Raw genomic sequence first — 26,613 nt, 5'->3', positions numbered from 1 at the left:
ACGTTAATAAAGGTGAAAGCGTGTCACTCATTTGGCCAAATCAAGCTTGGCACAACAAGACTTCATGAGCCAAATCAAAGACACGCCCTAACATGACCTAAAACAATCTAAATCAAACAGAAACCAAACACCGTTATTGCCCAAACCATTTTTGCTCAATTTGCTGATATTTGCCATTTTGACGAATGTTGGCCAGCCCCTGATTGATTTGATTTAGCAGTGCTGTGTTGTCTTTTTTTACCACAATGCCATAAGGGTCATCACCAAACTCTTTATCTATCATTAAGGCAAAATTTTTATCCGCTTGTTGCTGTTGATAATATTGCAAAATGCCACTGTCATGCACCACCGCATCGGTTTGATCATTAACCAAACTTCTAATTAGCGGAAACACCATGTCTTTATTTGTGGTGGCAATACCCATCTGTTGCATTTCTTCTTCTTGTATTGTTCCTGCCATCACTTCCACCCGATGACCTTTTAAGTCTTTAAAAGACGTGATATTGGCAAGCTCAGGTTTGGTTAGGGCTGCTTGGTATGAGACATAATAGGGGTTAGAAAAATTATGAGTTTTTTGACGTTCTGGGGAAGCACTGATATGGGCAATGGCAATGTCCGCTTTGCCTTCAGCCATGCTTGGCAATATCAATGGCCATGGCAATATGTCATAGGTAACAGCAAAGTGCTGATCTTGGGCAATGGCATTCATCACATCAATGTCAAACCCTACTGGTTGTCCGCTTTCATCACGGTAGGTAAAGGGTATACCATCAGTATCGGTATAAACTTTATAAGTGGCGTCTGTGCCAGAAGCATCAGTGGTATTGGCATTATTTGGGTCATCGGTCAAATCAGGTGAAGCATGCGTTTGCGTCTCGCCAGAGCCACTTCCAGAAACATTTTCAGAACCATCAGCAGGCGAACCACCACACCCTGATAACAGGCTGGCGGTTGCAAACAACAACATCAAAGATAATGGCTTGACTGAGCATTTGGTCAATAAGGATTTGCTGAAAGCACTTTTTGTTAAAACACGGCTGCTTAACACATTGAGAAGTGAAGAATGATTCATATTGCACCTTGATATTTATTGTTAAGTTAACTTTTCTTAATTATGAGCATTTTGCTGAATAAAATGGGCATACGATAACGCCATTATATTGATGAATAATGATGAATTTTGCCATTTTACCCAAACAGGTATCAAAAAGTAAGTCCAAAAAAAGACAGGCCAGCACATGATACAATGGTGAAATGCCAATCACACCATACATCAACTGTCCAGCCTGTCTTGGCACAGTATAAAGAAAAGCGGCAAGAAAAGCCATGCTAAACAAGACCACCAATGCTAAGACCGCCAATGCTAAGATTGTATGTGATTGAATATGATGGTTTTTGCCTCACTTCAGACGTTAAAACAAATAAGATAAAACAGAGATGAAACAGGTAACATAAGACAGACAAAAAAAGGAGCATCAACCATGAGAATACGCATCATCAGCATCGGACAAAAAATGCCCAACTGGGTAGAAACTGGTTTTAAAGAATACCACAAACGCATACAACCCATGCTCAGCACGGAGCTGATTGAGCTGGCTGCTGCCAAACGCCACAAAAATCCGTCTTTGGCAAATGTGGTTCAATATCGCCAAGCTGAAGGTGAAGCGATTTTAAACACACACGCCCAAGCCAGCCAAGAAAAACTGTGGGTGTTGGATATCAAAGGAACGATGCTGTCAACAGAACACTTAGCCAGCAAACTGGCAACCGCCATGCAAGATGGTAACGACATCGCTTTGGTGATTGGCGGAGCGGACGGTGTGTCGCCAGAGGTGCTTGCCCAAGCGGATTTTAAATGGTCTTTGTCTCATCTCACTTTGCCACACCCAATGGTGCGAGTGGTGTTAATGGAACAACTGTACCGTGCCATGAGCATCAATCACAACCACCCGTACCATCGAGGGAATTGAACTGTTTCTTGAAATCTAACTAAATCTATCTTATAATATCCAAATGAATAGATTAATTAGTATCAACGAAGCTTCCAAACAACTTGGCGTGTCCATCTCAACATTACGCAGATGGGACGAAAGTGGTGTGCTTGTTGCCCAAAGAACACCTAAAGGACACAGACGTTACGATATTAGTAAAATCAACCCAAACCTACTGCATGGCATAGGCAACAAAGACCGAAAAACCATTGCCTATGCACGAGTATCAAGCCACGACCAAAAGGACGATTTAGAGCGTCAAATCCAAGTTTTAGAACTCTACTGTGCCAAACAAGGCTGGACTTATGAGATCGTGGGTGATTTAGGTTCTGGCATGAACTACCATAAAAAAGGACTTAAACAACTGCTTGACGGCATATTAAACAATAAAATTGGCAGATTGGTTTTAACCCATAAAGACCGCCTATTACGCTTTGGTGCAGAACTTGTCTTTGCTATCTGTGAAGCAAGAAACGTTGAAGTTATCATCATCAACCAAGGCGAAAACCTATCCTTTGAAGAAGAGCTTGCTCAAGATGTGCTAGAAATCATCACGGTATTTTCAGCAAGACCATATGGCTCACGAAGTAAAAAGAATAAAAAACTGCTTGAAGCCGTTAAGGTAGCATTGGAATGACGGTTATTCGTGGACACATCATTGAGCTAAAACCTAACAACGCCCAAGCAACATATTTCAAAAAAGCATGTGGCGTTGCAAGATTTGCCTATAATTGGGCGTTGGCAGAATGGAAAAAGCAATATGAACAAGACAAAAACTACCGTGATGACTGCCTAGCCAAAGGCATAACCATTGACGAAACCAAACTTCACAAACCATCTCAAGGCAAACTAAGAAAACAACTTAACGCCATAAAACGTGAAAAATACCCATTCATGCTAGAAGTAACCAAGTGCAGTCCACAACTTGCCATTATGCAGCTTGGAGATACCTTTAAACGCTTTTTTAAAGGCGAAAGCAAATACCCCCAATTTCGCAAAAAAGGCGTCAATGACCGCTTTTCTCTTTCCAACGACCAATTTAAACTTAAAAGTAAAAATAACAAACCACACATTCAAATCCCCAATCTGGGGTTGGTTAGAATGACCGAACATCTAAGATACAATGGCAAAATCCTATCCGCCAAAGTTTTTACCAAGGGCAGTAAATGGTTTGTGAGTATTGCGGTTGAATTGTCAGAAACAACCAAGCCTTTACCCAAAACAAATAAATCCGTTGGCATTGATTTGGGCATTACAAGCCTTGCCACGCTTTCAGATAGTACAAAAATCAAAGCCCCAAAACCACTTAAAAACAAACTTAAAAAACTGCAAAGATTGTCAAAATCTTTATCAAGAAAACAAAAAGGCTCTAAAAATCGTGAAAAAGTGAAAACCAAGCCATCACGGCTACACTATAAGATTGCCTGCATTCGCAAGGACTATTTGCATAAGCTTACCACAAACATTGTCAAGCAATTTGACATGATTTGCCTTGAAAACCTTAACGTTAAAGGCATGGTTAAAAATCGCAAGCTTGCAAGGTCTATCCATGATTTGGGATTTTATGAATTTAAACGGCAACTGATTTATAAAGCCAACCAATGGGGCAAGAGCATCAAAGAATTGGACAGGTTTTATCCATCAAGCAAGACCTGCCACTGTTGTAATCACAAAGTAGACGAGTTGCCACTTAACATCAGAAATTGGCAATGCCCAAGTTGCAACACAATGCACGACAGGGACATTAACGCCAGTGTTAATATTTTAAATCATGCCACAAAAATTTTAACGACAATTTAGTCGTTAAAAGGCGGTGAGTTCCACCGTGTCAGTCTATGGAGTTGATGTAAGACTTTAGCCCAATGGCGAGAGCAGACAACGGTGAAGTAGAAAGAAAACGCTAAATTTGCTATTAAGTAGGTTTAGGTAGGTTTTTCAGAACGGAATTGACATCACATAAAACGTTGAGCAAAATATCACACAAAGTTGCAACCGTGGCATTTTATCGTCGCTGACGATGATATAGGTAAGGTAAAAAGCAAGTTGCCAATGACCACACATCACAGCGGTGATTGAGCAAGAAACCCAAGACGGTCGCCATGCCACTGATGATGATTTTAATGCCGAATTGGCAAAATCTCGTTTACCAACTGATGTGGTGTTTGGCCAATATTGATAATCAATTCAAAAGGCAATGGCATGAAGCACAACAGCGATAAATCCACCCCACTTGGCATCAGTAAGCTGATACAAAGGCGTATCAGCTCAGCGGTGTTAAAGACCCTACACGCAAGCAACACGGTCAGTGAGCCAGACGGCAAACGAAACGGTGAGCCAAATGATGAAGCAAATGATGCGTTAGCCACATTGTCCACATCGCTCACCGAACAACAGCCACACGCCATTGATGTCAGCAGTCTGACCTCCTTACCAGCGGTATTTATCTCGCATGGTGCTCCAACATTGGCAACCGAGCAATCTGCCACCACCCACGCATTGGCACGAATGGGGCAAAACCTACCTAAGCCTGTCGCCATTATCATCATGTCAGCACATTGGCAATCGCCCAAACTGGAGATTAACAACAACCCCAGCCCTGCCACTTGGCATGATTTTAGTGGGTTTGACCGCTCACTTTATCAGATAAACTACCCTGCCAAAGGGGCACAAGCCTTAGCAGAGACGCTCAGCGATGAGCTGGCAGGTGTGTTGGCAGAATATGGGGACGTGTTTGCCAGTGATTCTGATGAGCAAAAGGATAAAACACACGCCAACACAAAGGTCAGTACCAACCCTTTGCGGCCTTTTGACCATGGGGTTTGGGTGCCTTTGTTGCACCTATACCCGCAAGCGGACGTGCCTGTGGTACAATTATCACTGCCCACACACTTTGATTCTCATGCCTGCTATAAGCTTGGGGCGATGCTATCAGGTTTGCGTCATTTACAAATCTTGCTAATCGGTTCAGGCAGTATCACCCACAATCTAAGTCATTTACGATGGCAAGCGGACACCGAAGACAAACTCGCCAAAGACTTTAAAGTATGGCTATTACGCCAGCTTAAGACCGACATCGCAAGTGCATTGGACTGGCAGACGTTTACGGATTATCAACAAGTACACCCAAGCGATGAACATTTATTGCCGTTATTTTTTGCTTTAGGAGCAGGGCAACGAGTGTCAGTGGTGCATGAAAGCATGATACATCATAGTTTGGGTATGGACATTTATCGGTTTGATTAGGGGTTTTAATGGCACGACAAATCCCAAAACGCACAGCACCGCTTAGCCATCTTATTCTTAATCACTTTATTCTAAGCCTCTTATTCCAAGCTTAATGTTAATTCAAACTTAACTTTGGGTTAATCTTCCATACCAATACCGTGCCAATTAACATCAGCACAAACATCGTCATGCCAAGCTTTGCCACAGGATTGATGGGCAGTAAATTCAGCAAAAATCCACCAAATATCCCCACACTAAACATCAATGCCCCTTGCAACGCACTTGCCATACCAGCTCGATGTTTTTGAAACGCCAACGAAATTGCCCCAGCGTTGGGCTGAGTCAAACCAAGCCCAGAAATGCACATAAAAATGCACACCAACACCAAAGGCAACCACGCCGTTGTCCCCATGGTCAAACCAAGCAACATTAGCCCAGCAGAAGCGATGGCCTGTTGCATTGCCCCAAAACGCAAAATACTCACCAAGCGAAAATGGTTGGTCAGCCATTGATTGAGTTGAGTCAAGGCAATATAGCCTGCCGCATTCGCCCCAAAAACCACACTAAACGTGGACTCAGACAGCCCATAGCTTTCCATCAACAACTCTGATGCTGAGCTAATATACACAAACATCGACCCCATCAACAGACCACCGCCAATGGCAGGCAGGCTAAACCGCTTATCGGTCAACAGTTCCCAATACTGCTTAAACACTTGCTTAATAGAATGATGGTTACGGTATTCTGGCGGTAAGGTTTCTTTAAAAAACAACTTGGTTAAAAGCAAATTGAGTACCCCAAACGCAAGTAAAAACCAAAAAATGGCATGCCAATCAAAAAACCGCAAAAATACCGCTCCCAAAGATGGGGCCAAAATCGGAGCAATGCCCATCACCAACACCATCAAAGAAAATGCCTTTGCCATCTGTTTTGGGCTCATCACATCACGAATGGCAGCTCGAGTAACCACCGACGTTACACATGCCCCCAAAGCTTGCATGGTGCGAGCAATAAACAGCACATACTCACTGCTTGTGGTCACACAAACCAAGGTTGCCAACACAAATAAAGTCATGCCAATGTATAATGGCAATACTCGCCCAACTCGGTCGCTAAACGATCCATAAAATAGTTGTCCAAACACCAATCCCACAAAATACGCTGGCACAGAATTGGCAATAAAAGCGGTTGACACACCAAAGTCATCTGCCATTGCTGGTAAGGCTGGTAAATACATGTCAATTGATAAAGGACCAATGGCAACCATTATCCCCAACATCATCACCCATAGCTTGGCAAAGGTGGGGCTAGGTGTGTTGATAGATGTGTGGGGGCTGTCAGTTGATGACTGCTGGGTTTGGTTGGTCATTTGGTATTTATTGTATTTTTTGGTGTTTATTGTGTTTGCTGTGCAAGCATTGCCTCAGATGACACGACCATAGATGAGACGACTATTGAATACAAAATCAATGCTCCCGAGTCGCCCGAAATTCCACTTCAGGATACCGCTCTTGCATCAGTTGTAGATTGACACGGCTGGGGGCAAGATAGGTCAAATAGCCACCACCATCAATCGATAACTGGTCATGGGCTTTTTTCTTAAATTTGGCAAGCACAACAGGGTCATTGCAATGTATCCAACGCACAGTGGCAATGGATACAGGCTCAAAACTGCATTGTACCTTATACTCTTCTTTTAAACGATGAGCAACCACATCAAATTGCAATACCCCAACTGCCCCCAATATCAAATCATTGTTGATTTGAGGCATAAATACTTGTGTTGCTCCTTCTTCAGACAGCTGTTGCAAGCCTTTTTGTAGAGCTTTAGACTTGAGCGGGTCTTTTAGCACCACACGGCGGAACAGCTCTGGTGCAAAGTGTGGAATGCCCGTAAAATTAAGCTTTTCACCAGAGGTGAAGCTATCACCAATCTGTATCGTGCCATGGTTATGCAAACCAATGATGTCACCGGGGTAGGCTTCTTCTAGGGCTTCACGGTCGCCTGCCAAAAAGGTCAACGCATCAGAGATACGCACCTCTTTGCCAATACGAACGTGATTCATTTTCATGCCTTTTTCGTATTTACCTGAGCAAACCCTTAAAAAAGCAATGCGGTCACGGTGGCGAGGGTCCATGTTGGCTTGGATTTTAAACACAAATCCAGTAAAGTCGCTTTCGGTGGCAGATACCACACGCTCTTTGGTGGGGTGGTCTTTGGGAGCGGGGGCATGTTCGATTAACACATCTAACACCATGTTAACGCCAAAGTTACCTAATGCCGTACCAAACAACACAGGCGTTATTTCTCCTGTTAAAAAGGCATTGACATCAAAATTTTCTAGTGCCAGTTGTACCAATTCAAGCGACTCTTCAAAGGCAGTGAACATCAGATTCCCCAAACGTTGTCTGACATCTGGATAATCGTAGCCGTCTCGCACTTCGATGTCCACAATCTCACCACCATGCCCTTTTTGATAAAAGTAAGTCTTATTTTCGGTCAAATGATACACGCCAACAAAGTCTTGCCCCATACCCACAGGCCAGGTGATGGGGACACACTTGATGTTTAAAACCGTTTCAATTTCGTCAAGCAGCTCAAGCGGATCACGGATTTCTCGGTCAAGTTTATTGACAAATGAGATGATGGGTGTATCACGCATTCGGCACACGTCCATCAGTTTGATGGTGCGTTCTTCCACGCCTTTTGCCCCATCAATCACCATCAAAGCACTGTCCACAGCAGTGAGCGTGCGATAAGTGTCTTCACTAAAATCAGCGTGTCCAGGCGTGTCTAATAGATTAATCACATGGTCTTTATAAGGGAATTGCATCACGGAAGTGGTGATGGAAATGCCACGTTCTTGCTCCATGCTCATCCAGTCACTGGTGGCATGGCGGTCAGATTTGCGAGATTTGACCTCGCCTGCCACTTGAATGGCCTGCCCCCATAACAGCAGTTTTTCGGTCATGGTGGTTTTACCCGCATCGGGGTGCGAAATGATGGCAAATGTTCTTCTAGCCTTGATTTCATTTAGATGTGATTTCAATTTAAGCCCTTTTATTACCCTATTACCAGTATTGTCAACATGTACACCATATTGCTAATGATACACGCCAAAATAGGTACACGCCAAAAAATAAAAAAATAGATGCACACTCAAATCATGTTACTTATTATATCATGACAGTTTTGTCTGCTTAAAAAATAATGACATTCGCCATGCAACCAGCAACCAGCAACCAGCAACCAGCAACCATGCGACATTCTGTCATTTCACTGTTAAATCGTGTTACATTGTTTTGCAATATTTTTAAACGGTTCTACAATAGGTTCTACAACATTTTCCAAGTCACTTTATCCACTTGAGCATTGGCATCGTTTGCCTGTGTGTATGGGTGTTCATGGTTGGGCAAAGCGTGATTTGCTGGTTCATGCGATGATTGATTTTGCTGTTGGGCAATTTCACTGGCTAAGTCAACCGTTTGCATCTCTTTAAGTGCTTCTAGCAACAGCTCATAGTTGGGTGAGAGCATCGCCATTTGTGATGGGTTATTTTGCTTAACATTAAGCAAACATTTGTCTTCAAAATCTTGACTGGCTTGGCGGATTTTTGGCACACCTGTGTAGCGACTTGCTCCCAAAATTCGATGACTTATCTGTGCCAATTCTTCTCTATCACACGCTTGCCATGCTCGTTGTAGTCTGTCTTTATCGTCGCTGATGCCATCTTGCATCATGTGTAATAGTTTGACTGCCAACTCTGAGTTATGTGCCGCTCGAGTTAAGGCATCTTGCCAGTCGATTGATTTGTCTGTGTGGGTGTCCGTCATTTTATCAGCGTTGTCATGATGATTGGTATTGGCTTGCCTTTGCTTGTCGTCAACACTGCTGATGCTGGCTTTAGCAGGGTCATTGATGGCAGATGCTGGCGGGGTTAACCAACGTTGCAATACTTGTTGTAGTTGCGGTCGGCTAATGGGTTTGCCTATAAAGTCATCCATGCCTGATGTGGCCATGTTGGCTTTTTCGTCAGCGACACTGTGAGCAGATAAAGCAATGATGGGTGTGCGGCGGCGTTTGCCATTGCTTTCGATTTTACGGATTTGTTGGGCGGTTTGGTGTCCTGACATTTTTGGCATTTGAATGTCCATAAATATCAAATCAATGTCTGGTTGACGGAAGCTACTGATGATTTCTAACGCATCAAAGCCGTTAGTGGCGGTTACCACGTCGATGCCCATTTCTGCCAATAACGCATCAAGTACCAATAAATTGGGTAAATGGTCATCAACCGCCAGTACCCGTTTGCCTTGCCATGGCAGATGCTCAGGCTTGGAAGTTGGGCGTTTTTGTGAGTCCAACCAGCCATAAAATTGCCGTTTGCCAAAAGGTTCATATAAAACAGCCGCTTGATAACGGCTCAACAATCCCATGTCTATTGCCACTTGATAACCATACAACGCCAAATCACCTTGATAATGCAGACGGATTTGCTTGAGTAAGGCAGTCATGCCATCACTGTCGGTATTATTGACAGTATCGACAATCACATAGTCATAAGGTTGGGTATGTTCTTTTAAGGCGGTCAACAACTCCGCCAAACCATAAGCTTGTGTCAAATGAATGGGCAAAGGTTGCAAGCTGGCAGTCAATGCGTGCATGACCGCATCACTTTCAAGCCATGCCAAAAGACGGTATGGCTTGCTGTGAAAACTGGCTTGCAAATCCTTAATGGGCTTGAGTATTGGCAAAGGCATGTCTGCTGCCAATGGCACATCTGGCATATTCACTTGGGTGGGCAGTCCAAACCAAAATGTTGAGCCAGATTTGGCAAGGTTATGCTGTTCATTATCCCAATAACCAATCTGACCACCCCACAACCGAGTCAACTGCTTACTGATGACCAAGCCCAAACCTGTGCCACCATATTGCCTTGTGGTTGATGGGTCGCCTTGACTAAAGGACTGGAACAGATGGGCTTGGTCTTCTTTGGCAACCCCACGCCCTGTGTCTTGAATGGCGATTAAAAGCTGATTGTCTTTATCTTCATCGACACGCACTTGTATCAGCACTTGCCCCACATCGGTAAATTTAATGGCATTACCCACCAAATTGGTCAATACCTGCTTGATGCGTAACGCATCGCCCACCATTCGCATTGGCACATCATGATAATAATTCACCGCCAATCTTAGCCCCTTTTCGCTTGCTAAAGGCGATAGCATGTCCGCAACATCATAAATGACATCGTATAAACTAAATTCATGATATTCTAGCTCCAGCTTACCTGCTTCAATTTTAGAAAAATCCAACACATCATTCACCAATGCCAACAGATGAGCAGATGATTTGCGAATGGTCTGCACATATAAGTCTTGTTCATCGCTTAACTTGCCATGCCGTGCCAACAGATTGCTAAAGCCATCAATGCTGTTAAGCGGTGTTCTAAGCTCATGGCTGATGTTTGCTAAAAAAGCGGACTTTGCAGCACTGGCAGTGATGGCAGCATCACGAGCGTTACGGATTGAAATGTTTTGCATCTCCATGGCATCAAAGGCCTGCCTTAAATCCGCTTCAGTCTGTTCAGCATGTTCTTTTAGCTCTTGAAAGCTTGAATACACTCGCCTTAACGTATAAACCAAATCTTGTTGTAATAGATTAATCTCCCCTTCTGAACGCACCGCAATGGGCTGATACAACGTATCAATCGTTACCCTTTGTAAATACATACGCATTTCATAAATCGGAGCAACCCAGCGTTTGGCATAACCATTGATGCTCAGCAACAACATCAAAATGGTAAACAGCCCCGTTACCGCCAATGCCAGCATAATCCTAAGATTGGCGTTATCAATCGGCTCATTATCCATGTTAATGATGAGCCAATATCGCCGATTGTTATCAGCGATGATTTGTCGTTTGTACTCTGTTCCCCCATCTTCTGTCCCCACATCATTTTGATAACCAACCGCATGGACAATTTGACCATCATCATCAATGATGCCAATGCGATGTACGTGGGTGTGCATCTTGACATTAAGCAGCGTTTGATGTAATGGTTGATATGGGGGTGATTGATACGAAGAGGATTGATGAATGGGCGTGTCTTGTTGAGCCAAAACCGATAACTGCTCACTGATGGCAGGTTCATAACGCAACAACAAAGCTTGAGCAATGGCTTGCTGTTCGTTACGACTGGCACGGCTGGTCTCAGTATACACCAACACCGCTCCCACCATTGCCAACAAACAAATGGGCAAAAACACCAATAAAATTAACTGCCCATAAGCAGAAGTTAAGTCTAAACGTTGTTTTAAACTCACAAAAAGCGTTCCTTGGTTATGATAAACGGATTATAACCAAATTATGTTTTTATGCCAAAATTCGCTACAATGGACAGTCAACTTATTGATAAAATCAAACACTGATAAAATCAAACAAAAGCAAACATTGATACAAAACAGAGAGTCACATGAACCTTTTAAACAACCAAACCATCACCAATTTCACCACCAAAACCAGTCAGCTTGCCGACTGTGTGGGCTTAACACCACTGGTCAAACTGCAACGCTTTGGCTCACATGCCACCAATGCCACCTTGCTTGCCAAACTTGAAGGCAATAACCCAGCAGGTTCAGTCAAAGACCGCCCAGCGTTTAATATGATATATCAAGCCGAACAGCGAGGCGACATCAAACACGGTGATACCCTAATCGAAGCCACCAGTGGCAACACAGGCATTGCCTTGGCAATGGTCGCTGCCATGCGTGGCTATAAAATGACGCTCATCATGCCTGCCAACGCCACCCAAGAGCGTAAAGATGCCATGACAGCATATGGTGCAACATTGATTGAAAGTGATGGCATCGAACAAGCCCGAGACATCGCCAAGCAAATGCAAGCAGAGGGCAAAGGCGTGGTACTTGACCAGTTTAACAACCCTGACAATGCCCAAGCTCATTACTTAAGCACAGGACCTGAAATCTGGCAACAAACACAAGGTAAAATCACCCATTTTGTCAGCTCAATGGGAACAACAGGCACCATCATGGGTGTGGGAAAATACCTAAAAGAACAAAACCCCAACATTAAAATCATCGGCCTACAACCTGCCGATGGGGCAAACATTGCTGGCATTCGCCGTTGGCCAACAGAATACTTACCAGGTATTTTTGATGCGTCTTTGGTGGATAAGGTGATGGACATTAAACAGTCTGACGCTGAACAAAGCATGCGACAGCTTGCCAAAACCGAAGGTATTTTTGCAGGCGTGTCATCTGGTGGGGCAGCATGGGCAAGCCAAAAAATCGCCCAACAAATCACAACAGATGACCCACATGCCCTGATTGTGTTTATCGTCTGTGACCGTGGTGACCGTTATTTATCCACTGGACTTTATTCACAATAACGACTGGCTCATCAATTTTATCCCTTTTATAAAATAGGATGCCATCAATGCCTTTTCCCCAATCGTTACTGGTGTTTGATATTGAAACCGTCCCTGACCTTGAAACAGGCAGAAGACTGTACCCCAACTTAGCCATGCTGTCTGATGCTGACACTCTGTCTGCTTTGACCGCCATTCGCCAAAGTGAAGCAGGCAATGACTTTATGCGACCACCTTTGCATAAGGTTGCCTGTTTGTCATTATTTTGGTTTGGCTTTACCCAACAGCCAAATCAAGCACAAATGCGACTTAAATCATTTAGCCTAGCAGACATGGACGAAGCACAAATCCTTAGCAAGTTTTTTGCCATATTTGCTGATAAACACCCCAACCGACTGCCCAATTTGGTCAGCTGGAATGGCTCAAGCTTTGACATTCCTGTGCTGATGTACCGTGCCATGCACCATAAACTGTCTGCCCCAGAGTTTTTTGACGAAAACTCCAACCGAGACATTCAATACAATAACTACCTAAATCGCTATCACGATAGGCACACCGACCTGATGGACAAGCTGAGCTTATTTGCTGGTCATAACAAACAACCGCTGGACGTGATGGCAAGCGTTTGTGGTTTTGCTGGTAAAGGGGGCATGAACGGCTCACAAGTGGTGGGGCTTGTACAAGCTGGCAACTGGCAACAATTGACCACTTATTGTGAAAGCGACGTGCTAAATACTTGGCTCATTTATCTGCGATGGCAGTTACTGGTGGGTGGACTTGATGCCACTACCCACCAGCAGTTAGAACAAATCACAGTAAACTACCTTGACACCCTGACCGATGCTCAAGGGCAACGCATTCATCAGGCATTCTTAGACGGCTGGAAGAGGTGATGGTTTATTTGCTGCATCAAATTGGTGCATAACATAAAAGGTGCATAAAAAAAGCCCCCCAAACAACTTTGGTTTGGGGGGCTTTTTAATTTAACGTGCTTAATTTAGCAAAATTTAGCAAACGTTAACAGCATACAAATTACCAAGTGTTACCAAGTGTGTTTATTTTTCTCAGTCCATGCGTCGATTTCTTGTTCAACTTCGTCTTTGGCTTTACCATAACGTTCTTGGATACGACCAGATAATTTTTCACGGCTACCATCGATTTGGGTGATTTCGTCATCGGTCAACTCACCCCACATCTCTTTTACTGAGCCAGTCAGTTGCTTCCAGTTGCTTTCTAGTGTGTTTTTGATTGAATCTAAAGTGTCATTGACGTCATTACTCATACGGATATTCCTTGTTTAAATGGGTTGGTTGATTAAAAGGGTTGTTTTATGGGTTTGTTTGCCATATTGACATATTGATAGGCAGATAATTAATCTAATATCATCTAATTCAAATATCAATAATTCACACACTTACCCTATTTTACAATATCGCTTTTAATGGCTGTTTTCTATTGACAAATTGTGTGTGATTGTGTTGATTTGTTGTCATTTTGCTAAGCATTTGTGCATTGTGGCATTGCTTAGGTACTGGTGCTTAACTGGTTTAGTGATGTACGCCACCCACGCCATGCACATGACCATGTTTGAGCTCATCAGCCGTTGCAACACGCACATCGGTAATCTCCACATCGAAGTGTAGACGCTTGCCTGCCAATGGGTGGTTGGCATCAACGATGACCATATCGTCGGTGACATCTTTGACGGTTACCAACATCACTTGATCACCCGCTTGTGATTGAAATTGCATGCCAGGTTCGATGTTATCCACACCTTGGAAGTTCTCACGGGGGACTTCTTGCACCGCTTCTTCTAAAAATTCACCATAGGCATCGGCTGGCTCAACGACGGCTTGCACTTTATCACCAACAGATTTGCCTTCAAGTTGTGCTTCTAATCCTGGAATGATGTTTTGATGACCGTGTAAGTAGGCAAGTGGTTGACCTTCTTGTGATTGGTCAATGAGCTGACCATCATCGTCTGTTAGGGTGTAGTGAAAGGTAACGGCACTGTCTTTACTGATGGGTGCTTTGTTGATGTCTGTCATGATAATTATCCTAATAAAAGAAATTTAAAAAATATAACGATTAAAACAAAAAACAGCAGATTATCTTGCTTATCTTAAGTTAATGGTTAATTGTGATGATAACCTTAACTTTCAAGAAAAGACAGTAAAATTCAAAAAAGACAGTAAAAATTTTTGAGTTTGAATATTGGTTTGAATAACCATCACTTTTGCCATAGACTTAAGCCCATATGACTTGAGTATTTATCATTTTTTATTTAATTTACCTTTTATTTGATTTGTCGTGTTTATGGGGAATCCGTTTAATGACATATGTACAATACCAATTCAACTTTGACCGTTATCGTGAGCATTTGGTCGATGTGCGCCTGTATTGGCAGGCTGATGATGATAAGCCGATGCTTTGGTTGCCATCATGGCTACCAGGCAGTTATCTGATGCGTGAGTTTGCTCGGCACATCACGGTGGTAACGTATGATGTGTATGATGGCAGTGATGTGCTTGTTGCCAAGCAGGATAATGTTGTTGCCACCAAACACCGTGCCATCAAATTAAGTAAAAACCAATGGCAATTACCCAACGTAACCACAGGGCAATGGGTGCAAGTGCATTATGAAGTGTATTGTTATGATTTGTCGGTTCGCACCGCTTATGTTGATCAGCGTCGTTTGTTTGGGAATTTTTCGTCATTGGCGTTGGCGGTGATGGGGCAGGAACAACAAGCGTGCAAAGTGTGCTTACACGTGCCAATGGGCTTTATTGATGGTTTAATGGGCTTAGTCATTGATGACTTAGCTGATGGGTTGGGCAAAAGCAAGTTTAATAAAACAGAAACAGACAAACGTTTACCCAATAAAGCAAATGCGGCGTTTACTCAGCAACGTGAAGCGTTTAAAGCATTGCTGGCATGTGGTTTGTCTGCCAGCGTCTGTCAATCGACAGATTATCAGAGTTATGAACTGGTGGCAGACAGTTATGATGAGCTGATTGATTATCCATTTGAGTTTGGGTTACAGACCCATACTCAGTTTATGGTAACGGCTCAAGATGAAGAACTTACGCAAGACAAAAAGCTCACGCTTAACAAGCAGATTTGGCATCATGTCTATATTTCAGGTCATCATCACACAGACATGAGTCGACTTCAGCGAGATTTACAACGGATTTGCCAATGTTATGTCAATGTGCTTGGCAGTACACCATTTGATGAGTATCATTTTTTAACCCATGCCAGTGGTCATGATTATGGCGGGTTGGAGCATGGCAACAGCACGGCATTGATAACCCCTAGGGCAGACTTGCCAAGTTTAACTGAGCCTGACGAGCCAAGCGATGGTTATCAACGATTTTTGGGGTTATGTAGCCATGAGTATTTTCATGCGTGGTGGGTTAAGACCATTCGCCCTGATGTGATGATGGCGGTGGATTTGACCAAAGAAGCTTATACGCCATTGCTATGGGTATTTGAAGGTTTTACGTCTTATGTTGATGATTTTATGCTACAAGCCAGTGGGGTCATCAGTACTGACAGTTACCTTAAACTGCTGACAGAGCAAATCAATCGCCATCAGCAAACCGATGGACGAGCTTGGCAATCGGTGGCAGAGTCAAGTTTTGATGCGTGGATTAAGCTGTACCGCAGTGATGAAAATACCGCCAACGCAGGCATTAGCTATTATAATAAAGGAGCATTGGTGGCATTGTGTCTGGATATTTTGCTGTTGACGCAAACTCAAGGCAAAAAGCGATTGTTTGATGTCATTAAGCAGTTTTATCAACTTGCCAAATGTGAGCCAATCGGTCGCATTGGTATGAGCATGGACAGCTTAAATGCAGTGATGTGCGAATATCTGCCATCATCGGTGTGGCAGGCGTTTGTGGATAATTATGTTAATGGTGTCAAACCCTTGCCCATCAAAGACATGTTGGCAAGTGTGGGCGTGAGCATGGAAAACCCACACGACAATCCACACGGCAATCCACACAACAAGCCACACGGCAATCCACCCAAACATCTGCCTTGGGGAATACATACCCAAAGTTCTCCAGCAGGCCTGCTTATCCAAAAGGTCAAACGTAACAGCGTGGCAAGCCAAGCAGGCCTGTCTGCCAACGATGTCATCGTGGCGATAGATGGCATCAAAGCCAGCAATGAGCAGTTGGCACGGGTGGCAAAACAGCAAAGTCAAATCAGCACGCTGACCATACGCTGTCATGCGTTCCGTGGTGATGAGTTGATTTGTGTCCATGTGCCAGCCCAAACGAACACAGGGGTATCTGCCAATCCGCCACTGGATACGGTACGATTGCAACTTAGGTCAGACTCACAAGATGGCACTGAGTTACAGACTGAATCACAAGATGCTGTGATGAATGATTCAAAAGGCAATCCATCAAATGGGGCTAAAAATCAAGCATTACCATCAAATCTTTGGCTAAAGCTGGTTAATGACTCTGTTGAGTATCCGCTTCTTGACTGACATTTTGTTGAGCATCAGCTTCTTGTAAGATTTCAGTAATCTCTGTATCACCGCTGTTAAAATGCACCCTGAGCAAACTCTGCTCATATTTGCTATCAAGCCAAGCGGTGATGCGTTGTTTATCAGTATTTTTTAGAGGTCGTTTGCTGTCAATGTTCACTTGCGTGAGCGTTTGTTGAACGATGTTGTCGCTTGGGTTTGAATGCTCACTTTGATTTGAATGAGCGTCAATCACCGTATTGTTGTGATTGGCAGTGATGTTTGGCTGTTCGTTTATTGGCTGTTTGGGTGTTTTGTTGGCTTTAGCGTGTATGAACCTATCCCCTCGTGTGATGGTAACACTGTCAATCTGTGGATATTGAGCCAGTAATTCTTTATAAAGTTGTTTATCGGCACTGCTGGTTTGTTCAGACAGCGATGAGTTGCTTGCCAACTGTTGTGTCAGTTGTTCGTTTTCTTTGCTGAGACTTTCGATTTGATTAACCAAGTTACGATAGGTAGATTGGGTCAATTCCGTTTTTAAGCTGTTGATGTCCACTTGGTTACTGCCTGTATAACGCACCTCCACCTTGCTCTTAGCAAAGCCTCTGCCAGCTAAGTTTTGGGCTAAGCGGTCTTCTAGGTGTGTAGGGAAATGAACACCACCCACGGTTAATACCACTTCACGGGCTTGTGGACGCACTTCATGTGCCAATATTAAAAATTCATTATTAAAATCTTGCCCATCAACAAAGGCATCTACTGCTTGAGTAAAGCGGGTACTTTGTACCAAATTAAACGCCAAATAACCACTTGGCACAATCATCAAAACAGCAGTAACAGCAATCAACATGTTGGTGCGTTTTTCGGTGATTTCATCTAAAAATTTATGTTTAGGCAGATGAAAAATTTTCACAAACAGTAAGGTTGCCAAAGCAATAAAGACGCTATTAATACAATATAAAAAAAACGCCCCAAAGAAAAAACTCCAATTACCCGTGGCAATGCCAAATCCTGCGGTACACAAAGGTGGCATTAATGCCGTGGCAATGGCAACGCCCGGCACGACGTTAGAAATGCTTTTACGAGTTAAGGCAATGATGCCAGCTGCGCCACCAAAAAAGGCAATCAACACATCCCAAAGATTTGGGGAAGTGCGAGCAAGCAACTCAGGTTGTATTGCATCTAAGGGGCTGATGGCAAAGTACATGGTCGATGTTACAATGCTCAAAGCAGTAAAAATGCCCAAATTACGTAACGACAGCTTAAGTAAGTCTACATCGTTAATGCCCAGCCCATATCCAATGCCCACAATAGGACCCATTAAGGGCGAAATTAACATCGCCCCAATGACCACCGCTGTAGAATTGACATTTAACCCCACAGATGCCACTAAGATGGCAAAAAAAAGCACCCAAAGATTCGTACCCACCACCCTAACATTATCTCTGATGGTTTGGTCAATGACGCTGGGCTCAGCTTGGTCAGTATGTAAATCAAACAGCTCTTTGACTAATGGTGTCATGGTAAAAAAGGCTCATAAAAACCAAAAAAAATTTTGGCGATGATAATACGTTATGAACATATTGGCAATCTCCACCACATCAAGAACCAATCCGATGATTTGCGATAAGCAAGGCGTGGCAGGTTGTGATGTTTTGTGATTGGGCAATTTTACGTTATCATGCAGCTTAATTTTGATGCCACTCTTTGTTATCTCACTTTTTTCTCACTTTTTTTAGGTTACTTATCCACAAGACCATCGACCCGATTAACACACCAAATTAACGAGCCAAACCATGAACCAAGCCAACACCCCCCCAGATAACCCAATTCATCAAGTCGCCATTCATCAAATCGCAACGGCTGGGGAACACAACCTTACTCACCCACCAAGTAAAAAAAAATCCAAACCCTCTGCACGAGTGCGTCAGCGTCTAAAAGATGCCCACCCCCTGCCTTTTGTGGTCGATGGCTTATCACATGATGGGCGTGGTGTGGCAGTATATGGCAACACCCGTAATAACAATGACAACAATGACGATATGGGCATTGATTTTAATCACCTGCCTGATAAACATGGTAAAAAGGTGTTTGTCAACTTTGCCCTACCCCATGAAACCGTGCAAGTGCAACTGACCAACAGCCGTAACAGCTTTGAAGAAGGCGATGCCATTGCCGTGCTTGCCAACCCCAACCCAGAAAGACAACTGCCACCTTGTCCACACTTTGGCGTTTGTGGTGGTTGTAGTCTACAACATTGGCAACCTGATGGGCAGATTGCCTTTAAACAGTCAGTCTTAGCAGAATTATTGGCACATCAAGCAGGCGTACAGCCTGATAACTGGTTGCCTCCTGTGGTGGGCGATCGCTTGGGTTATCGCACCAAAGCACGCTTAGGCGTTCGCTATGTGGCAAAAAAAGACACCGCTTTGGTGGGCTTTCGTGAACGAAGCAGTAACTACCTTGCCGAGCTAAACGAATGTCATGTTCTAGACCCTCGCATTGGCTTTGACATGCAGGCGTTAAAATCACTCATCAGCTCTTTGGATACTCGTGAACACATTGCCCAGCTGGAGTTGGCAATGGGTGAGCAGATAAGCAACTTACCTGATGGCAATCAACCCGTGGCATTGATTGTGCGTCATTTGCAACCGTTAACCGATGCTGATTTGGATAAGCTAAAGACATTCTTTGCTCAGCGTCATTGGCAACTGTATCTTCAGCCCAAAGGCGCTGACAGCATCCACCGCATCGCCCTACCAACCGATGACCATCTCTGTTACCCCGCCAACAACCGCCATGACCAGCAGTTTGGCAATTTGTATTATCGTTTACCCAAATATGATTTAATTTATCGCTTTATCCCCACCGACTTTACCCAAGTCAATTTGTCGGTCAATCAACAGATGACACAACTGGCATGTGAGCTGTTGGATTTGCAAGTAGGCGAACAGGTGTTGGATTTGTTCTGTGGTTTGGGGAATTTTAGTTTACCGATGGCACGTCTGGTTGGTGGTAAAGATGGCCAGCAAGGGCAAGTGATTGGCGTGGAAGGCAGTGATGCGATGACCCAAAGAGCCAAGGACAACGCTCAACACAACAAGTTACATAACACTCAATTTTTTAGCCAAGATTTGACGCAAGACTTTTCAGACAAACCATGGGCAAAAGCGGTTGATGCGTTACTCATCGACCCACCACGCTCAGGAGCATGGGAAGTGATGCAATATTTACCCCACTTTAATGCCAAACGCATCGTCTATGTGTCCTGCAATCCCACCACACTTGCTCGTGATGCTAAGGCATTGATTGACAACGGCTATCGGCTAACACACGCAGGTGTGATGGACATGTTTTGTCATACAGGACATGTGGAGAGCATTGCAAGATTTGAGCGAGTTTAAACAAAAAAACCAGTACCATCAGGCACTGGTTTTTTGACTTCCTCCCCTCCCTATCGTTCGGGGATTCCTTCTGCAAGACGGTGAAGCCCCACCGCAAGCCTAAGATAGTGGCAACCGCCCGTACGACACACCGTACATCTTAGGTTCTTATTTTAAGCTAATCCTACCGTTAGGATTGTCATAGACACGAATTAGCTTAAGTGTGTGTTTGGATACGTCTTACCAGTTAAGTTACTGCGTACTCGCAATTTAGTCTTAACTTAACTGTGGAATGTAAGACATTGAATATAAAAAACTTGGCGGAAGCGGAGAGATTCGAACTCTCGAAGGGCTATAAACCCTTGCCGGTTTTCAAGACCGGTGCATTCAACCGCTCTGCCACGCTTCCAATAGGACGGCTATTATAAAGCATTTTTTACCAAATGCAAGCCAATTGATGTGATTTTTAGCCAATCAGTAAACAAAAAATCATCATCACCCTTGTGCATGTGTGCATGTCATTGACATCTTTAAAATATGATACAATACCATTTTTTATGATTATCCATTTTTAAGCCATTTGCTTAAACCATTTTGCCGAGCCATTTTATGTCCAATACTCCCAATAATGCCCCCAATATCCCAATTCAATCGACCGATGCCATTGCCAAAATGCGAGTGGCTGGTAAGCTTGCCAGCGATGTGCTGGTGATGTTAGATGACCATGTTAAAGTTGGTGTCAGCACCGAAGCCCTTAACCAAATCGCTCATGACTATATCGTCAATGTGCAACACGCCATTCCAGCCCCACTTAACTATCATGGCTTTCCAAAATCCATCTGCACATCAATCAATCATGTGGTGTGCCACGGCATTCCAAGCGATGACAAACTGCTTAAAGACGGTGATATCATCAACATCGATGTGACGGTCATCAAAGACGGCTATTATGGTGATACATCTAAGATGTGGATTGTTGGTGAGGGTTCCATCATGGCAAAACGCATTTGTGATGTGGCTCAAAGGGCGTTGTACGCAGGCATGGCAATGGTGAAAAATGGGGCATATTTGGGGGATATTGGAGCGGCAATCCAGCAAGTGGTTGAGCCAGAACGCTTTAGCATCGTGCGTGAGTTTTGTGGCCATGGCATCAGCAATCAGTTTCACCATGAACCACAGGTCATGCACCATGGGCAGGCAGGCACAGGCATTGAGCTTAAAACGGGCATGACCTTTACGATTGAACCGATGATTAATCAAGGCACTTGGAAGACCAAAATCATGCCTGATAAATGGACGGCAATCACCAAAGACCGTAAGTTATCTGCCCAATGGGAGCATACATTGGTGGTTACTGATGATGGTTGTGAGGTGTTCACCGCTCGCCCTGAAGAAGATTTAAGTTTTTTGACACCATAAGACGTTTTAGTACACAAACCGCTTACTTTTAGGCGGTTTTTTTTGTTAAAGTGAGCATCATAAAAGTGGGTATCATAAAAGTGGGTATCATAAAAGTGGGTATCATAAAAGTGGGTATCATAAAATAGACAAGTGTTACTTTAACACTTGTTCATATGTGCAAATTTTTATATGTGCAAAAATTTGATTGATAACGATAAAAACACGCTTAAAAAAGGATAACTTGGATTTATCATGCGTTTAAATCACCTTCCTAACACCAACCATGATGTAACGGTGCTAAAACTGGCAAAGCCAAAATTGGCAAAGATTGTGCCACTTTTAGATAATGACAATGCTGATGCCAGAGGTCTTGTGTCCGAACAATTGTCCATGTGGCTTAGTCAAACCTTAACCACATTGGACACCGCTTTAGCCAATGGTGTGAGCATTCGTCAAGTGGTGCAAGCTCATGTGGCGGCAGTCGATGATTTGTTGGTGGCGTTGTTTGAGCATCATCAGCTGAAAAATCATGGGCTGGCACTTTTCGCTGTGGGTGGTTATGGTCGGGGTGAGTTGGCACGGCATTCAGATGTGGATATTTTATTGTTGTATCAAAACGAACTGGCAACAGGTGTTGATAAGCATGTTGAGCAATTTGTTACCACACTTTGGGACATCGGGCTTGAACCTTCGTTGGCGGTGCGAAGCGTTAGCGATACAATGGAATCTGCCCATGACCACACCGTTGCCACGGCACTGCTAGAAGCTCGTCTGCTCACAAATGACCCTACCCTGACCTGCAATCTTGCTGCTAATTTTGGCAAGATACCCCATAACGTGGTGAATGATTGCTGGGGGCAAGAAGAGTTTTATCATGCCAAAATGAATGAGAGCAAAAAACGCCATTTGGCACACAACGCCACCGAATACAATTTAGAACCAAACATCAAATCTGCCCCCGGAGGGCTGCGTGATATTCATACGGTCGGCTGGGTCAGCAAACGCTATTTTCGGGTAAATAAGCTGTTTGATTTGGTGCAACAAGCGTTCATCACTGAGCGAGAATATGATGAGCTGATACAGGCGGAGGAGTTTTTGTGGCAAATTCGTCATCATTTGCATCAGATAACAGGGCGTAATCAGAACCAATTGCTGTTTGACCATCAGCGAGAGGTTGCCAATCGCATGGGCTATCAACAGTCAGCTACTGACCCTGCCAACACGGCGGTTGAGCGGTTTATGAAAGATTATTACCGCTGTGCCATGCACATTTCCACCTTATCTGAGATGCTCACCAATCATTATTATGAGACATTAATTGAGGCACGCCTGCCTGACGCTGATAAACCACAAAAAACCACTTTAACTGCCCTATTTAACCGCATCGGTGACCAAATAGCCATCGCTCATCATCGAGTGTTTGCCCAGTACCCTGAGGCGATATTGCACATGTTTTTGTTAATGGGGCAACACGGCATCAAAAAAGTGCGTACCCGCACACTTCGGGCATTAAAAGTCGCCGCCTGTGGCATTGACCAAGCCTATCGAGACAATCCAAAACACCAACAGCTGTTTTTAGCCAATCTCAAAGAGCAAAACTATCTGTTCCACCGATTACGAACCATGAAACGCTATGGTGTATTGGGCAGTTATTTACCAGCTTTTGGGCAAGTGGTCGGGTTGATGCAGTATGATTTGTTTCACCGTTATACGGTCGATGCTCACACGTTGTTGGTCATCAGAGTGTTGCACCGCTTTATTGACCCCAAATATAAAGAAGTGTTTGGCTTGGTCAGTGGCATTTATCAACGCATTGAGCGTAAAGAGATTTTGGTGTTGGCAGCGATTTTTCATGACATTGCAAAAGGGCGTGGTGGTAACCACAGTGTGCTTGGTGAGACAGATGCGGTGGCATTTTGTTTGGCACATGGGCTAAGTGATGCCGATGCCAAACTGGTTGGTTGGCTGGTTCGCCAGCATCTGCTGATGTCTAACACGGCACAAAAAAAAGACATACTAGACCCCCAAGTCATCACCAACTTTGCCCACATGGTCGGTAATGTGACTCAGTTAAATCATCTGTATGTGCTGACTGTGGCAGACATGACTGCCACCAATCCTAAGCTTTGGAACAGTTGGCGAGCCACTTTGATGAAACAACTATACACACGCACTCGCAGTATTTTGCGAGCCGACATTGATGCACCAACCAACCGCCAAGAGATGATAACTGCCACACGAGAACAGGCAATAAAATTACTTGATGACTTATACACATCACAAGACTTAAACACATCACAAACAGATGTGTTGGCCTTTGACCGAAAGGACGTTTTGATGCTGTGGGACGAGTTGGGTGATGAGTATTTTTTACGAGAAATCCCTGAAGACATCTTATGGCACACCCACGCCATTTTAACTCAGCCACCTGTTGACGATGTTGATAATGTTGACAATGTTAATAAGAGTTTCAACATCAACCGTAAACCGCTGATTGTGCTAAGAGAACATCGAGATTTGGCACTTGATGCGGTGCAGGTGTTTATCTATACCCAAAACCAAGACAATCTGTTTGCGGTAACCATGGCAGTGTTTGATTTAATGGGGTTAGATGTGTTAGACGCTCGCATCATCACAGGCACTCGTGATTTTGCCTTAGATTCTTATGTTTTGCTTGACCATCAAGGCACGTTGTTGACTGATGTTGAGCGACAAGATGAACTCAAATGGCGACTGGTAACGGCGTTTGCCAACCCCACCCAACCCAAGCTTGCTCACAAACGCTTGCCAAGACAGCTTAAGCACTTTAGCGTACCAACCCAAGTCCGTTTTGAGACGGTGGCTCAAACTGGGCAACACATCTTGTATCTGACCGCCTTAGACCAACCGAGTTTATTGGCACGTGTGGGGGCAGTGTTTTTACAACATGGCATTGAAGTGCATGCCGCTCGCATCACCACACTGGGCGAAAAAGCACAAGATTTGTTTTATATCAGCGACCGTAAAGACAACCGCTTAAGCGATGATAAATTAAACACACTGACACAAACAATCATTGACATTTTAGACAATTAGTCATCTGGACAATCAGTCATCGACATTCACATGGCTAAGTTCAATCAGCTTAGCAACAGGATAAATTGCCATGAACTCAGCTTTTATCAATTCTGCTTCTATCAATTCTGCTTCTATTAATTCCGCTTTTATTAATCCAGTCATAGAGCAACTACCCCCCTACCCTTTTGCTAAGATGACCACATTGCTTGCTGGTATTGAGCCTGCAAAAGACCAGCCACTTATCAAATTGGGCATTGGCGAACCAAAACACCCACCACCTAAATTTGTATTAGATGCCTTGCTAGAGCATGTTGGCAAAGTGCAACATTATCCAAACACAGGCGGCATGCCAGAGCTGAGCCAAGCGATTGCTGATTGGTTAAGCAAGCGTTTTCATTTGACTGATGTTGACCCAAACCATCACATCATACCAGTGATGGGCAGTCGTGAAGCCATTTTTAGCTTTGTACAAGCAGTCATCAATCGCCATCACATCAAAAAACCTTATGTGGTGATGCCCAATCCCTTTTATCAAATCTATGAAGGGGCAACGCTATTGGCAGGGGCTAAGCCGTATTATGTGCCGTGTACTGCTGATACAAAGTTTAAAGCAGATTATGCCAATGTGCCAGCAGATGTATGGCAACGCACTCAGCTTGTGTTTGTCTGTAGCCCCAATAACCCCACAGGCTCAGTATTAAACCAAGATGACTGGCAACATTTGCTTGCTTTGGCAGATGAACATGATTTTGTGATTGCCAGTGATGAATGCTACAGTGAATTGTATTTTGACACACCACCCATTGGGCTACTACAAGCCTGTGCCACGCTTGGACGTGATGACTATGACCGCTGCGTGGTGTTTCATTCATTATCCAAACGCTCTAATCTGCCAGGGTTGCGTTCTGGCTTTGTGGCAGGCGATGCCAAGCTGTTAAATTCTTATTTGCAATACCGAACTTATCACGGCTGTGCCATGCCCCTGCACCATCAACATGCGTCCATGACCGCTTGGCAAGATGAGACCCATGTGCAAGCCAATCGTGATTTGTATGCCCAAAAATTTGACTTATGGTTAGACAGATTGGGTAACAAACTCAATCTACGCCGTCCTGAAGCCTCTTTTTATCTGTGGGTGGCAGTGCCTGATTGTTTTGATAATGATGATGAATGTTTTATCAAGTCCTTATACAGTCAGTGTGGCATTCATGCGTTAGCAGGGCGATATCTGTCTCGTGATGTGGGCGGGCAAAATCCGGGGCAAGGTTTTGTCAGGTTGGCATTGGTGGCAAGCATGGAAGAGAACCATGATGCCATTGAACGCATCGACAGCTTATTAAAATCGACAGCTTATTAAATGAGATGATGAGATGACACACATCAAAACAAGCTTGCACAAAGTCGGTCAATGTGAGACCAGCCAATGAATGCTCAAAATCTTTGGCAACATGCCCCCAGCACCGCTTTATTATTGGCAAGCTTTGTGGGCTTATTCATTTGGCAAGTGCTGACAGGCACCAGCATCACTGAGCCAAACACACAAGACCTGATAGCGTGGGGAGCAAATGCCTTGCCCTTAACCATGATAAATGAACCATGGCGACTGCTTACCAGTGCGTTTTTGCATGTTGGGGTGATACATTTGTTGTTTATAGGACTTACGCAAACACAACCGA

The 26,613-nt window shown here is 44.0% G+C and carries 18 protein-coding genes, 1 tRNA gene and 1 pseudogene; 12 read left to right on the top strand and 8 right to left on the bottom strand.

Annotated elements, in window-relative coordinates:
* Positions 1-133: 133 nt before the first annotated feature.
* On the bottom strand, positions 134-1,072 hold the full coding sequence (locus tag B0682_RS05230; protein WP_078307145.1) for a substrate-binding periplasmic protein: 939 nt from the start codon (positions 1,070-1,072) through the stop codon (positions 134-136).
* A 409-nt stretch (positions 1,073-1,481) separates the two neighbouring features.
* Between B0682_RS05230 and rlmH the strand changes: the two genes are divergently transcribed.
* From rlmH to B0682_RS05205, 4 genes are all read left to right on the top strand, one after another.
* Positions 1,482-1,970, top strand: a complete 489-nt coding sequence (gene rlmH / locus B0682_RS05220) for a 23S rRNA (pseudouridine(1915)-N(3))-methyltransferase RlmH (protein WP_078307141.1) — start codon at positions 1,482-1,484, stop codon at positions 1,968-1,970.
* 43 nt (positions 1,971-2,013) lie between these two features.
* Complete coding sequence (locus B0682_RS05215; RefSeq protein WP_078307139.1) at positions 2,014-2,628, top strand: IS607 family transposase; 615 nt, start codon at positions 2,014-2,016, stop codon at positions 2,626-2,628.
* Positions 2,625-3,791, top strand: coding sequence for an RNA-guided endonuclease InsQ/TnpB family protein (locus B0682_RS05210; RefSeq protein WP_078307137.1), 1,167 nt, complete (start codon positions 2,625-2,627; stop codon positions 3,789-3,791). The genes B0682_RS05215 and B0682_RS05210 overlap by 4 nt, the downstream gene beginning before the upstream one ends.
* 603 nt (positions 3,792-4,394) lie before the next feature.
* On the top strand, positions 4,395-5,234 hold the full coding sequence (locus tag B0682_RS05205; RefSeq protein WP_240494883.1) for a DODA-type extradiol aromatic ring-opening family dioxygenase: 840 nt from the start codon (positions 4,395-4,397) through the stop codon (positions 5,232-5,234).
* Positions 5,235-5,331: 97 nt separating this feature from the next.
* On the opposite strand, the gene B0682_RS05200 is transcribed toward B0682_RS05205, so the two are convergent.
* The 3 genes from B0682_RS05200 to B0682_RS05185 all read right to left on the bottom strand — a co-directional run bounded on the left by B0682_RS05200 (position 5,332) and on the right by B0682_RS05185 (position 11,543).
* The gene (locus B0682_RS05200) at positions 5,332-6,585 is read right to left on the bottom strand and encodes a multidrug effflux MFS transporter (RefSeq protein ID WP_338044647.1); all 1,254 of its coding nucleotides are present in this window, start codon (positions 6,583-6,585) and stop codon (positions 5,332-5,334) included.
* 97 nt (positions 6,586-6,682) lie between these two features.
* Entirely contained in the window at positions 6,683-8,266 is a 1,584-nt protein-coding gene (locus tag B0682_RS05190) for a peptide chain release factor 3 (RefSeq protein WP_078307129.1), read from the bottom strand.
* A gap of 286 nt (positions 8,267-8,552) precedes the next feature.
* A complete protein-coding gene (locus B0682_RS05185; RefSeq protein WP_240494878.1) occupies positions 8,553-11,543 on the bottom strand; it encodes an ATP-binding protein in 2,991 nt (996 codons plus the stop codon).
* A gap of 149 nt (positions 11,544-11,692) precedes the next feature.
* On the opposite strand from B0682_RS05185, the gene cysM reads away from it, so the two are divergent.
* Both cysM and B0682_RS05175 read left to right on the top strand, forming a co-directional pair.
* A complete protein-coding gene (cysM, locus tag B0682_RS05180; protein ID WP_078307128.1) occupies positions 11,693-12,628 on the top strand; it encodes a cysteine synthase CysM in 936 nt (311 codons plus the stop codon).
* Between the two features lie 47 nt (positions 12,629-12,675).
* Positions 12,676-13,500, top strand: coding sequence for a 3'-5' exonuclease (locus tag B0682_RS05175; protein WP_143823294.1), 825 nt, complete (start codon positions 12,676-12,678; stop codon positions 13,498-13,500).
* Positions 13,501-13,649: 149 nt separating this feature from the next.
* Here the strand turns inward: B0682_RS05175 and B0682_RS05170 are convergent, their stop codons facing one another.
* Together B0682_RS05170 and B0682_RS05165 are read right to left on the bottom strand one after the other, a co-directional pair.
* Positions 13,650-13,889, bottom strand: coding sequence for a CsbD family protein (locus tag B0682_RS05170; RefSeq protein ID WP_078307124.1), 240 nt, complete (start codon positions 13,887-13,889; stop codon positions 13,650-13,652).
* A gap of 265 nt (positions 13,890-14,154) precedes the next feature.
* A complete protein-coding gene (locus tag B0682_RS05165; protein WP_078307123.1) occupies positions 14,155-14,655 on the bottom strand; it encodes an FKBP-type peptidyl-prolyl cis-trans isomerase in 501 nt (166 codons plus the stop codon).
* A gap of 284 nt (positions 14,656-14,939) precedes the next feature.
* Here B0682_RS05165 and B0682_RS05160 point away from each other — a divergent pair, with 284 nt between their 5' ends.
* The gene (locus tag B0682_RS05160; RefSeq protein WP_158077871.1) at positions 14,940-17,114 is read left to right on the top strand and encodes a M61 family metallopeptidase; all 2,175 of its coding nucleotides are present in this window, start codon (positions 14,940-14,942) and stop codon (positions 17,112-17,114) included.
* Here B0682_RS05160 and B0682_RS05155 read toward each other — a convergent pair.
* A complete protein-coding gene (locus B0682_RS05155) occupies positions 17,080-18,618 on the bottom strand; it encodes a DUF389 domain-containing protein (RefSeq protein WP_078307121.1) in 1,539 nt (512 codons plus the stop codon). The two genes, B0682_RS05160 and B0682_RS05155, sit on opposite strands and share 35 nt — an antisense overlap.
* A gap of 274 nt (positions 18,619-18,892) precedes the next feature.
* Here B0682_RS05155 and rlmD point away from each other — a divergent pair, with 274 nt between their 5' ends.
* Entirely contained in the window at positions 18,893-20,500 is a 1,608-nt protein-coding gene (rlmD, locus tag B0682_RS05150) for a 23S rRNA (uracil(1939)-C(5))-methyltransferase RlmD (protein WP_078307119.1), read from the top strand.
* A 297-nt stretch (positions 20,501-20,797) separates the two neighbouring features.
* On the opposite strand, the gene B0682_RS05145 is transcribed toward rlmD, so the two are convergent.
* Positions 20,798-20,888: transfer RNA gene (locus B0682_RS05145), tRNA-Ser, on the bottom strand.
* A 200-nt stretch (positions 20,889-21,088) separates the two neighbouring features.
* On the opposite strand from B0682_RS05145, the gene map reads away from it, so the two are divergent.
* From map to B0682_RS05125, 4 genes and pseudogenes are all read left to right on the top strand, one after another.
* A complete protein-coding gene (gene map, locus B0682_RS05140) occupies positions 21,089-21,898 on the top strand; it encodes a type I methionyl aminopeptidase (protein WP_078307117.1) in 810 nt (269 codons plus the stop codon).
* Positions 21,899-22,132: 234 nt separating this feature from the next.
* Entirely contained in the window at positions 22,133-24,955 is a 2,823-nt protein-coding gene (gene glnD, locus B0682_RS05135; RefSeq protein ID WP_078307115.1) for a [protein-PII] uridylyltransferase, read from the top strand.
* A 130-nt stretch (positions 24,956-25,085) separates the two neighbouring features.
* The gene (gene dapC, locus B0682_RS05130; protein WP_078307180.1) at positions 25,086-26,294 is read left to right on the top strand and encodes a succinyldiaminopimelate transaminase; all 1,209 of its coding nucleotides are present in this window, start codon (positions 25,086-25,088) and stop codon (positions 26,292-26,294) included.
* Positions 26,295-26,360: 66 nt separating this feature from the next.
* Positions 26,361-26,613 (top strand): annotated as a pseudogene (locus B0682_RS05125) (rhomboid family intramembrane serine protease); the annotation flags it as partial.

It is taken from the genome of Lwoffella lincolnii, assembly GCF_002014765.1.
Classification (GTDB): Bacteria; Pseudomonadota; Gammaproteobacteria; order Pseudomonadales; family Moraxellaceae; genus Psychrobacter; species Psychrobacter lincolnii.
This window is presented reverse-complemented; position numbering and strand designations above follow the sequence as displayed.